Source organism: Streptomyces sp. NPDC001832 (assembly GCF_040297265.1).
Taxonomy (GTDB): Bacteria; Actinomycetota; Actinomycetes; order Streptomycetales; family Streptomycetaceae; genus Streptomyces.
Genome location: NZ_JBEOYU010000005.1, coordinates 58,357 through 69,911 on the forward strand (window position 1 = coordinate 58,357; position 11,555 = coordinate 69,911).

Here is an 11,555-nt window from a genome sequence, read left to right on the forward strand (position 1 = left end):
GAGGAACGCATGCCCATACGGGGAAGGTATTGGCCGGCGTTGGGCCGCCTCAATTACCTCCCGGGTAATCACCGCCTCTCGGCCAGCCCTCCCGTAACTCGCTGGCCGCGCCCGTCCGACCGGTGCTGAGATGGGGGCATGACCGCCCCGACCAGGCCACAGCACGAGATCCGCGCCCAGTACACGGACACGACCATCACCGTCTACCAGGCGTACGCCCCGCTCATCGGTCTTCCCGCCGTGCGCGACGGACGTTTCCCGGACGTCTGGAAGCGCGACCGCATGACATGGATCAAGCCGAGCTTCTTGTGGATGATGTACCGCTGCGGCTGGGCCACGAAGGAGGGTCAGGAGACCGTCCTGGCCGTCGAGATCACTCGGAAGGGCTTCGACTGGGCCCTGGCCAACTCCGAACTCTCCCACTACGTGAGGGAGGTCCACCCCGACCGCGCCGCCTGGCAGCGCAACCTGCGCCGGAGCCCGGCCCGCGTCCAGTGGGACCCCGAGCGGGACCTTCGTCTGGACCGGCTTCCGTACCGCTCTCTCCAGCTCGGCCTCTCCGGTGAGGCGGCGCGGCTGTACGCGGACGAGTGGACGGTGTCGATCCGTGACGTCACGCCGCTTGCCCGGCGGATCCACGAGCTGGTGTCGGCCGGGCGGCTCGACGACGCGGAGGACCTCCTGCCCAAGGAGTTGCCGTATCCGCAGGAGGGTGCCGTGCTGACCCGTGACTCGGGCATAAGGGCTAATTCCTCATAAGGGGTATATTTGGGCGTTACGCTCCGGATATGATCCACCATGCCATCCCCCTGGCGGCAACTGGCCTGAAGATCGACTGGGTCAGGATGCCGACGTACAACACGATTATGTCGGTGGCCGCCGGTGCAGGTCTGCTGCTCGTGGTGGTGTTGGGACGTCAGCTCCTCACGTCCGGGCGCACCATCACCCCCGAGGGGTGGGTGCTGGCGTTCGGGGCCATCGGCTTCACCCTTGTCGCCACTGGCCTCCACATGACCCTGACTTGGCCGCTCGCCGGACAGGGCTTCCCGTTCGACAACATCATCTTCGGCGAACCGGCATTCGCCTTCGGCGTCTTCCTTCTCGCCGCGTGCTTCTACCTCTGGAAACGCGGCGCCGAACTCAACAGCGCCGACCGCATCGTCCGCACGGCCCGTGTCGCCCGGCCCATCTCCGTCTTCGTGTTCGGCCTCGGGCTCGCCTGCTTCGGGATCGCCGCCGCGGGCTGGAAGTACACGCTCTTCGCCGCGCCGCCCGAGGAACCCATCTCCGGGGAGTTCGCGAAGTGGCCGGTGCTGGAAGCGAGCTTCATTTCCGGGCTGTACGTCCTCGTGGGCATCGGCGCGCTCCTCTTCCCGTTCGCGCTGCGCCGGCCCAGAAGCTGGGTGAGCCCGGTCATCGGTGTCGTCTGGGGCCTGGCAGGACTGGTGTTCCTGCTCTTCGGCGGGCTCAACTACTTCACCCACATCGGCCTCATCATCAACACCATGTGAGTCACTCAGGACCTCGGGGGGCCGACCGGGCCCACCGAGGTCGCCCATCCCGTGATGGCCACCACCTCGCGCGCGATGTCCGTCACCTTCCGCCCGTCCGTCGCCATCCGGACCGTGTCCGCCGGCGAATGCTCGTCAAGGAGGCGGGCCTTGCGAACGCTGTTCGCCACCTCGCGGTCCAGTTCCGAGCCGATCTCGCGCCTCGCGAGCCGGCCGTACGTCGTGGTGTCGGAGGCGGTCAGCAGGATGCGAACGATCCGTACATCCGTACCCATCGCGCGCTCGAACATCGCTGCCGACTCCGGCAGCACGCACACCGTGTTCGTGTAGATCAGTCGCCGGTAGCCGAGTTCCGCGAAGTTGGACCAGACGGCCGTCAGATTGCGCTCGGTGATCCCCGCGCGGTGCGGATCGCCCTCCGGCGCCGGATGGACCTGGCCCATCAGATCGCCCTCCACGACCGCGTGCGCCGCCTCGACGGCCCGTAGCTGCGCCGAAACCTCCCAGGCCACGGTCGACTTTCCTACGCCCGCGCGCCCGCCGATGAGCAGTACCTCTGCATGATTCATGTCGGCAGGGTGCCAGTCCACGAGCACTCCCGTGATCCGATAGCGCGGCCGTGTCGAACGCGCCCGCCCGAACGGCGTGGCATACCGCATGTGGCGTACGGCGGGGCAGCACCTTACGCCGCACTTCCCGGCCTCGGTGCGTCGGTAGCGCCGACCGGCCCGCGTGACCGTGCCGTTCGGAGGCGTTCCGCGGTCAGGCGGCGCGTTCGGGAATGAGGTCTTCGAAGGTGGAGCGCGCGGTGGCGAGGAACGCCGGCACGCTCGGCCGCAGCTCCGCCCTGCGTAGCCAGGTCATTGTGACGTCGGTCTCCGAGGCGCTGCCCGTCACTGGTACCGCGGCCACCTCGCCCCGGGCCGCAGATCCGGCTACCGCGATCTCGGGCAGCAGGGCGCAGCCCATGCCTACCGATACGCACTGGCAGAGAGCAGCCATGCTCGCGACCTGGGTGTCGATGACCGGTGCGTCCGGTCCCAGGGTGCAGATCAGGGTGTCGAGCATTTCGCGGAAGCCGCAGCCCTGCGGTGTGGCGAGGAACGACTCTCCGCGCAGGTCCGGGCCGCCGACCTGGGCGTACGAGGAGAGGCGGTGCCCGATGGGCGTGACCACCATCAGCCGGTCCGTGGCGAGGCTCTCGCTGGCCATGAGCTTGTCCTGAGGTGCCTGGCCGAAGGTGAGCGCGACGTCGACCTCGCCGCGCCGGACCCATTCGTAGAGTTCGCCCCGACCGCCCTCGCGCAGAGTCACCTGGACACGCGGGTAGAGCCGGCGATAGCGGGCGAGGACAGCGGGCAGCCGGTACGCGCACAAGGTCTCCAGCCCGCCGACGGTCAACTGACCGCCTGGCTCCTGCGCGTTGTCCTCCACCGCGGTCCGCGCTTCCTGCGCGAGCAGGAGCATCTGGTCGGCGTACTCGACCAGGCGCTCACCGGCGGGTGTGAGCGACAGCTTCCGGTTGGTGCGGTCGAAGAGCTTGGCCGCGAGTTCGGACTCCAGGGCCTGGATCTGCTCGGTGACGCTCGACTGGGCGTAGTTCAGTTCGGCGGCGGCTCGGGTGAAGTTGAGCGTGCGTGCCACAGCCCGGAATGTCCGCAGATGACGCAGTTCCACGGCTTCCGCCCTCCTGATCGGCTCTGCCGATGGTCATCATCGGAAGAGCCCGCTTCTGCAACCGGCTTCGCGCTGCAAGGATTTCAGCCATCGCCCCTGCCTACAACCGGTCTCGGCGATATCTCACGCTGCCGTTATGCGGCTTTCGCTCAGGAATAACCTCGTACCTCCTTGGGAGGACAGCCATGTCCAGCCAGTCCGCACGCCCGACGAACGCACCCCGGCCGTCTCCCGGAGCCCCACACGACAGCCTTGACACAGCCGCCGCCCGTCCGAGTGGGCTACTGCTTCTCGGGCTGTCGCTCGGATATTTCATGGTGATGCTGGACACCACGGTGGTTACGGTGGCGCTGCCCGCCATCGGCAAGGACCTGTCGGGTTCGCTCAGCGGACTGCAGTGGGTGTCCAACGGATACACACTCACCGTCGCGGCCCTGCTCCTCACCGCCGGCGCGCTCTCCGACCGCTACGGCGGCCGGAAGGTCTTCCTGGCCGGGCTTTGGCTGTTCGCCATCTTCTCCGGCGCCTCGGCGGTGGCCGGTTCCATGGGTGCCCTGATCACGCTGCGGGCCCTGCTCGGTGTGGCGGGTGCCCTGCTCCTGCCCACGTCACTGGCGATCATTGCCCACGCCTACACCGATCCGGCGGCTCGCGCGCGGGCCATGGGAGCCTGGGCCGCGATCAGTGGCAGCGCGCTTGCGGCCGGCCCCCTGGCCGGCGGTGTCCTGACCGACACGCTCGGCTGGCAGGCCATCTTCCTGCTCAACGTCCCGGTCGCCCTCGTGAGTATCGCCATCACCATGAAGCACGCACCGGTCAGCGTTCCCAAGCCCTCCAAAGGGGTCGACCTGCCGGGGCAGATCGCTGCTGTCCTGGCTCTCGCCGGCCTGACATACGCACTCATCGAAAGTCAGCCGGAGGGCTGGGGATCGCCTCAGGTGCTCGGCGGCTTCGCGGTGTTCGCCGTGGCCGGGGTGGTGTTCGTGCTTGCGGAGCGCCGCAAGGAGACGGCGACGCACGCGCCGATGCTGCCGCTGGCCATGTTCCGTAACCGGACGCTGTCAGCGGGTCTGTTCGCCGGCCTTCTGGTGAACTTCGGGCTCTCCGGGGTCCTCTTCGTACTCTCGCTCTTCTTCCAGGAAGCGCACGGCTACTCGGCCTTCACCGCAGGCCTCGCCTTCCTCCCGCTCACTCTGCCGACGGCCTTCAACCCGATCTTCACGGGCCGTCTCGTCGGCAGGATCGGAGCCCGCAAGCCTGCTATCGCAGGCTTCTTGATGATGGGTGTCGGGGTTCTGATCCAGTCCGCGTCCACCTCGGATTCCACTGTCTCGTTCGTCGCCATGTGCTGCGGTCTGCTGGTCCTGGGCTTCGGCGTCTCGTTCGCGATTCCGCCGCTGATGACTGCGATCGTGGGTTCGGTGGCCAAGGAGCAGTCCGGCATCGCCTCGGGTGCGCTGAACTCCGCACGCCAGACCGGTGCAGTTCTGGGAGTGGCTGTCCTGGGGGCGGTGATCGGCGGCGCGACGTCGGTCAGCTCCGGTACCCGGCTCGCGCTCGTGGTGGCCGGCATTGTGCTGCTCGCCGGAGCGGGTGTGGTCGCCGCCTACATCGGCCGTCCTGCGCAGAAGAGCGCCCGACAGCATTAGAAGAAGTCGGCGACTCTCCGGCCTGAGAGCAGGGAAGCTGCTCGGGCCTTGTTCACCGCGTCGATCCGCGATACGGCGAGACGCAGGCAGCGCTGCCTGCCCCACCAGCGCTTCCGCCAAGGCTTACGCCGCCACTACTCCGCGCTCGCTAGCGTGCCCCTGACCAGCAAAAAGGCCCTCCGAAGTGGAGGGCCTCACGGCGCGTGCGACCGATGCGCCCCCGGCAGGACTCGAACCTGCGGCCAAGCGCTTAGAAGGCGCCTGCTCTATCCACTGAGCTACGGGGGCCGGGTGGTGGCCTCGGTGGCCTGGAGCCCTGGGGCCGGGCAGGTCGGTGACCCGCCGGGACAAGGATAGGGCTCCGATCGCCTCGACCTGGTTGCTTCACCTGCGTGGCACGATGTGGAGGTTCGGTGAAGCGAACCGATAATCGCAGGTAGGTGGGATTCATGCATCGCTTTTGACGCCTCGCGCCCCGGGTGTTGTGCACTCGTTATGCCTGCGTCCCACTCGTCCCCTCTGTCCTGACTCTGTCTCGGGGGAGAACCGGCGCGCAGAGGTGGTTATACGCTTCAAAAAGGCGCCAAAATTGGGCATTCTTCGCATGTGGTGACCTTGGACGTACGGCCTCAGCTCATCGACGCACTTTCCGCCCTGCGCGACCGTGTCGCTGCCGTGCGTCTTCCACTTCCGTTGCCGGGGGCCGCGCGCGCCCGCCAGACCCGTAGCGAGCTGCTCGCCCAGCTCGACGACTATCTGCTTCCCCGGCTCAGAGATCCTGAAGCACCCCTGCTCGCGGTCATCGGCGGGTCCACCGGGGCCGGGAAGTCGACGCTCGTCAATTCGCTGGTGGGGCGACTGGTCAGCGAGGCCGGTGTGCTGCGCCCGACCACGCGGACGCCCGTGCTCGTCTGCCATCCGGATGATCACCACTGGTTCGCGGGGGTCCGCGTACTGCCGCAGCTCACCAGGGTCTGGCTGCCGCCGGAGGAGAGCGGGGATCCCGGCCGGTGCGACGACCTCGACGGACTCGACGGGAGCGAGGAGGCGGACGGGACCGCGCTACGTGTCGAGACCGCCACCGGGCTGCCGCGCGGGCTCGCGCTGCTCGACGCGCCCGATATCGACTCGCTCCTGGTACGGAACCGGGTCCTGGCCGCCGAACTGATCTGCGCCGCGGATGTGTGGGTGATGGTGACCACTGCTTCCCGGTACGCGGACGCCGTGCCGTGGCACCTGCTGCGCACCGCCAAGGAGTACGACGCCTCGATCGTCACCGTCCTGGACCGGGTACCGCACCAGGTGATCGCCGAGGTGTCCCGGCAGTACGGGGCACTGCTCACCAAGGCGGGTCTCGGTGAGGTGCCGCGCTTCACCATCCCCGAGCTGCCCGAATCGGCCGGCGGCGGCAGCGGGCTGTTGCCCACCACCGCGGTCGCCCCGTTACGGGCCTGGCTCAGCCACCGCGCCCAGGACCCGGCGGCCCGACAGCAGGCGGTCGGGCGTACGGCGGCCGGGATCATCGACTCGCTGGACACACGGATGCCGGCGCTGGCCGGGGCCGTCGCGGCGCAGTACGCGGCGGCCGTGCGGCTGACCGGTGTGGTCGAGGACGCGTACCGCGCGGAAGGCGCCCGGGTCCGGCGACGGCTGCGCAACGGCGGCGTGCTCGCCGGGGACGCCCGGACCCGGTGGCGTGGATACCCGATGTACAGCTCCTCCGAGGAACTCCTCGAAGCGCTGGTGGAGAGTCTCGCCGCACTTTTGCAGTGCGCTGTGGCCGCCGCCGACGAACAGATCCGCACGATCTGGCAGCGCGAGCCCGCAGCCGGGGTGTTCGGCTTCGAGGATGTCGGCCGGGAGGCCGGCGGATGGGGGCCCGCCGAGGACATCCGGGGCCGGATCGCCATGGCTGTACGGCGGTGGTGGCGGGTGCTGGAGGAACTGGCCGAGGAAGAGCTGCGCCGACTCGAACGCAACGCCGCACCCGACGCCGAGACAGTGGTGGCGCTCCTGGCCGCCGCGCTGCTCGGCGGTCGCCGCACCCGCGGCGCCGGGGAACAACTCGCCGAACGGATCGGCGCCCAGGGGGCGCTGCGGCTGCGCGACAAGGGCGGCGCGCTGCTCACCAACTGCCTCGACCGGGTGCTGGACAGCGAGCGCGACCGCCGGCTCGCACCGCTCGACGCACTCGACGTGGCCCCGGAGCCGCAGGCCGAACTGATTGCCTCGCTGTCCGTACTGCAGAAGGAGAGGTGGCAGCGATGACTGCCGTCATTGACGAGGGGCCCGGCCGGGGCGAGAGTCCCGCTTCTCACGAGAACGGGAACGAGAACGACCGGAGCCGGCGCCGGACGCCCGACGACGGGTGCGCCACTGCGCCGGAGGCGGACGGTGGCTGGAACGACGGGCTCATCGCCCGGCGCGCGGCCGCCAGGGCGGCAAACGCCGAGTCCGCCGACATCGCCCCGGACGACGACGTACGGCCGCCCCAAGTCGAGGCGTACGTACCGTCGGGCGGCCCGCTCCTGCCGCGGCTCGACGCACTGCGCGAACTCGTCGGGCTGTCCAGGGCCAGGCTCGACCGGGCCACCCTCGCCGAAGCGGGTCGCGTGCTCGATGAAGCGGCAGCCCGCCAGCGGCTCTCCTCCCGGCACACCGTCGTCGCCATCGCCGGAGCGACCGGCAGTGGCAAATCGGCCCTCTTCAATTCGCTCGCGGGCGTCCCGATCTCCGAGACCGGGCTGCGCAGGCCGACCACGGCAGCCCCCATCGCCTGCTCCTGGACCGACGGGGCCGCGGGGCTGTTGGACCGGCTCGCCATTCCGGGACGGCTCAGGCGCAGGCCGCAGCAGAGCGGTACGGACGCTGACGAGGCACTCCAGGGGCTCGTCCTCGTCGACCTGCCCGACCATGACTCGGCGGCGACCGGGCACCGTGATCAGGTCGACCGGGTGCTTGCGCTGGTCGATGCGGTGATCTGGGTCGTCGACCCGGAGAAGTACGCGGACGCGGCCCTGCACGAGCGCTACCTGCGGCCGCTCGCCGGGCACGCCGAGATCACGTTCGTCGTCCTCAACCAGATCGACCGGCTGCCCGGCGACGCCGCCGACCAGGTCCTCGACGATCTGCGCCGACTGCTCGACGAGGACGGCATGGCGCTCGGCGAGTACGGCGAACCGGGCGCCACCGTGATGTCCCTGTCCGCACTCACGGGCGAAGGCGTGGGCGAACTGCGCGAGATGCTCGGCCGGTTCGTCCAGGGGCGCACGGCAGCGGCGCGCCGGCTGTCCGCGGATGTGGACGCCGCCGCGGCCAGGCTCCGTCCGGTGTACGTCGCCGAGGGGCGGCCCGGTCTCGGCGAAGGGGCCCGTGAGGAGTTCGCCGACCGACTCGCGGAGGCCGTCGGAGCGGCCGCGGCGGGCCAGGCGGCCGAGCGCGAGTGGCGAAAGAACGCCGGCCGGGCGTGCGGCACGCCGTGGCTGCGGCTGTGGCGCTGGTACGAGTCCACCCGGCGGCCGGGAGGCCTGGAGTGCCCGGCGCAGCCCGCACCCCCCGAGAAGCGGCTCACCGCCCGGCAACGTGTCGAACAGGCGGTGCGGACGGTGGCGGACGAGGCCGCCGACGGGCTGCCCGGCCCCTGGGCACAGGCAGTCCGCGAGGCTGCGGTAAACGGTGCGGAAGGGCTGCCGGAGGCGCTCGACGAACTGACGGAAAGGGCCGGCACAGCGGACGGGCGGGGGCGTGCGGTGAGCTCTTCCTCGGGCGGCGCGGCAGGCGGTGTGCGGGGTACGGGCGGTCCGGGCGGTTCGACGGTCGTGGCGACCGGGGTGGCCAGGGCCTCCAGTGTGCAGCACAGCGGTCGCGTGGGCGGGAAGCCGCCGCGGCCCAGGTGGTGGCCCGCCGCCGTGCTGGCACAGGCGTCGATGACATTGCTGCAGATCTTCGGCGGTCTCTGGCTGGTCGGCCAGATCGTAGGTGTACTCGAACCGGGATTCCTCACGCCCGCCCTGGTGATGCTGGCCGGAGTCGTCAGCGGCCCGCTGGTGGAGTGGTCGTGCGCGGCCGCGGCACGGGGGCCCGCGCGACGGTACGGGCAGGAGGCCGAGCGCCAGTTGCGCGAGGCGGCGGCGGCCTGTGGGCGGGCACGGGTGCTCGATCCGGTGGCGGCGGAGCTCGTGCGGTATCGCGAGGTGCGGGAGCGGTATGTGGCGGTGACGGAGTTTTCCACAACTGTTCGGTAGTCCACAGGCATCAGCAGGATTTCCGCCTTCCCTTCAACCTGGGATCAGTGACCGCGTGGGTGCGGTCACTGGAGCCGAAGGCCGAAGGGGAGGCGGAGTCATGAACGACACCTTGGTGACACTGGTGGGCAACGCGGCGACGGGCGTGGAGTTCCGGGAGACCGCGACCGGCGGAATGGCGCGATTCCGGTTCGCGGTGACGCCGCGCCGCTGGGACCGCGAGAAGCAGTCCTGGACGGACGGGCACACCAGCTTTTACACCGTGTGGGCCTGGCGGACTCTGGCGTCGAATCTGTCCGGTTCCGTCTCCGTCGGAGAACCGCTTGTCGTGCACGGCAGGCTGAAGGTGCGCGAGGAGGAACGGGAGGGCCGGCACCGGACGTTCGTGGACATCGAAGCGGTCGCGGTGGGACACGATCTGACCCGGGGGACGGCTGCGTTCCGACGGGTGTTGAGGGGTGATCCGGGGCTGATGACGCGCTTGGGGCGCGTGGACAGGGCGGGTGAAACGGGCGGGTCGAGACGCTCGGGTGAATCGGAGGGGGTGGATGGGTCGGGTGGTTCCTACGACGTGTCACGAGCCGAACGGGCCGGGCGGGGTGAACGGGAGGCAGGGGGTGAACAGGGCGAACTGAGTGAACTGAGTGAACCGGGCGAACGGGTCGGGCAGCAGCGAGCCAAGCGGTCGGCGAGGCGTCAGAAGGGTGACCAGGAGCTTGCATCGGTTACGTGACTGGAACTGGGCGGATCAGGGTGGACCGAGGGGCGCGGAGCCGCTCGCGCGATACCGGCGATAACGATTCCGATTCGGAATGGTTGTACGACGGTATGGAGGGGGACTGTTCATCGCTTCGTCTTTAGGATTCCCCAGTACTCACGGGGCACTTGAGTCGACTGGCGGGACAATCCCCCACACACGCGCATCAGGCGCGGAGGGTCTCGCCCGGAGGGGAATTCTGTGTTTTCTGCTTCTTCAGCGACCATTTTGTCGTCCGCGGAGACGACCATTTCTCCACGGCGGCGGGGCATAGCCCGGCTGGCCGCCTCGGTGGTGGCATCCGGTTTGGTCATGGCAGGCGCCCTCGTCGGCGCGGGCAGCGCGGTCGCCGACGAGGCGCCGCAGCACCAAGGTGGCGCGGCCGCGGTCCTGGACGGGTTGAAGACCTACGACCGCGCCGTGCTGCACGTGAACGGCAAGGACGAGCCGGTGCCGGCCGGTCTCTTCGAGATGACCGTCGACGGCGGCGGCAAGCTCAAGACGTACTGCATCGACATCAACAACCCCACCCAGGACCAGGCGAAGTACCTGGAGACCCCCTGGAACCAGACCTCGCTCGGCAGCAACAAGAACGCGGGCAAGATCCGCTGGATCCTGGAGCACTCCTACCCGCAGGTCGACGACCTCGCGGCGCTCGCCCGGCAGGCCGGTACCGGACCGCTCACCGAGAAGACCGCAGCGGCGGGCACCCAGGTCGCGATCTGGCGCTACTCGGACGATGCCGATGTCGACGCGGCCGACAGCCAGGCCGAGAAGCTTGCCGACTGGCTGGAGCAGAACGCCGTCGACCAGGCTGAGCCCAAGGCATCCCTCGCCCTGGACTCGGCCGCGGTCTCCGGCAAGTCTGGTGAGCGGCTCGGGCCGGTCACCGTCCGTACCAATGCGAGCCAGGTCTCCGTGACCCCGCCCGTCGACGCCGCCAGCGGTGTCAAGGTCACCGACAAGAGCGGCAAGCCCGTGACTGCGGCGGCCAACGGGGCTGAGCTCTACTTCGACGTACCGGCGGGCACCACCGACGGTTCCGCCTCGCTGACCGTGCAGGCCACCACGTCGGTGCCGGTCGGCCGGGCCTTCGCCGGGGTGACCAAGAGCCAGACCATGATCCTGGCCGGCTCCAGCGAGTCCACGGTCTCCGCGACCGCCACCGCGACCTGGGCCAAGCAGGGGGCGATCCCGGCGGTCTCGGCGAAGAAGAACTGCGCCAAGGGCGGCGTGGACGTCACCGCGAGCAACACGGGCGACGAGGCGTTCACGTTTGAGCTGGCCGGGGCGGAGCACACCATCGAGGCGGGCACGTCCGAGACGGTGACCGTCCCGGTCGGCGAGGACCAGGCGTACGACTTCACGATCACCGGGCCCGGTGGCTTCTCGAAGACGTTCAAGGGCGTCCTGGACTGCAAGACCAGCGGCAGCAGCACCAGCGGCACCGGCACAGACACCCAGACGGGCGGTGACAAGCCCGCCCCGGCCACGACCGGTGGCGGCTCGACCGGTGGCTCGGGTGACCTCGCCGAGACCGGTGGCTCCAGCGCCACCCCGATCATCGCGGGCGTCGCGATCGCCCTCGTCGTCGTCGGCGGCGGCGCGGTCTTCTTCCTCCGCAAGCGCAAGACGCAGTCCTCCGCCCAGTAATCACGGAGTGACGAACAGCAGGCAATCTGACACATTTGCCTGATGACGGCCCCGGTACACGTCC

The 11,555-nt window shown here is 69.6% G+C and carries 9 protein-coding genes and 1 tRNA gene; 7 read left to right on the forward strand and 3 right to left on the reverse strand.

Translation table 11 applies throughout. The features are described from left to right. Window positions 1–138: 138 nt before the first annotated feature. Entirely contained in the window at window positions 139–759 is a 621-nt protein-coding gene (locus ABT115_RS06270) for a DUF4291 domain-containing protein (RefSeq protein ID WP_351784616.1), read from the forward strand. A 29-nt stretch (window positions 760–788) separates the two neighbouring features. Then, the gene (locus ABT115_RS06275; RefSeq protein WP_351784618.1) at window positions 789–1,511 is read left to right on the forward strand and encodes a DUF981 family protein; all 723 of its coding nucleotides are present in this window, start codon (window positions 789–791) and stop codon (window positions 1,509–1,511) included. Between the two features lie 5 nt (window positions 1,512–1,516). Here ABT115_RS06275 and ABT115_RS06280 read toward each other — a convergent pair whose 3' ends face one another. After that, complete coding sequence (locus ABT115_RS06280; protein WP_351784620.1) at window positions 1,517–2,080, reverse strand: AAA family ATPase; 564 nt, start codon at window positions 2,078–2,080, stop codon at window positions 1,517–1,519. 193 nt (window positions 2,081–2,273) lie between these two features. Further along, window positions 2,274–3,188, reverse strand: a complete 915-nt coding sequence (locus ABT115_RS06285; protein ID WP_351784621.1) for a LysR family transcriptional regulator — start codon at window positions 3,186–3,188, stop codon at window positions 2,274–2,276. 185 nt (window positions 3,189–3,373) lie between these two features. Between ABT115_RS06285 and ABT115_RS06290 the strand changes: the two genes are divergently transcribed. Further along, entirely contained in the window at window positions 3,374–4,837 is a 1,464-nt protein-coding gene (locus ABT115_RS06290; RefSeq protein WP_351784623.1) for an MFS transporter, read from the forward strand. Window positions 4,838–5,052: 215 nt separating this feature from the next. Here ABT115_RS06290 and ABT115_RS06295 read toward each other — a convergent pair. Then, window positions 5,053–5,125: transfer RNA gene (locus ABT115_RS06295), tRNA-Arg, on the reverse strand. A 327-nt stretch (window positions 5,126–5,452) separates the two neighbouring features. On the opposite strand from ABT115_RS06295, the gene ABT115_RS06300 reads away from it, so the two are divergent. The 4 genes from ABT115_RS06300 (at window position 5,453) to ABT115_RS06315 (ending at window position 11,491) form a co-directional block, all read left to right on the forward strand. Beyond that, window positions 5,453–7,105 (forward strand): ATP-binding protein, encoded by a 1,653-nt coding sequence (locus ABT115_RS06300; protein WP_351784862.1) that lies wholly within the window; start codon window positions 5,453–5,455, stop codon window positions 7,103–7,105. Next, complete coding sequence (locus ABT115_RS06305) at window positions 7,102–9,081, forward strand: GTPase (protein ID WP_351784625.1); 1,980 nt, start codon at window positions 7,102–7,104, stop codon at window positions 9,079–9,081. Before ABT115_RS06300 ends, ABT115_RS06305 begins: the two co-directional genes overlap by 4 nt. A 100-nt stretch (window positions 9,082–9,181) precedes the next feature. Further along, window positions 9,182–9,814: a single-stranded DNA-binding protein gene (locus ABT115_RS06310; RefSeq protein ID WP_351784627.1), complete on the forward strand. Its 633-nt coding sequence runs from the start codon at window positions 9,182–9,184 to the stop codon at window positions 9,812–9,814. A 225-nt stretch (window positions 9,815–10,039) separates the two neighbouring features. Next, on the forward strand, window positions 10,040–11,491 hold the full coding sequence (locus tag ABT115_RS06315) for a Cys-Gln thioester bond-forming surface protein (protein ID WP_351784629.1): 1,452 nt from the start codon (window positions 10,040–10,042) through the stop codon (window positions 11,489–11,491). Window positions 11,492–11,555: the final 64 nt, after the last annotated feature.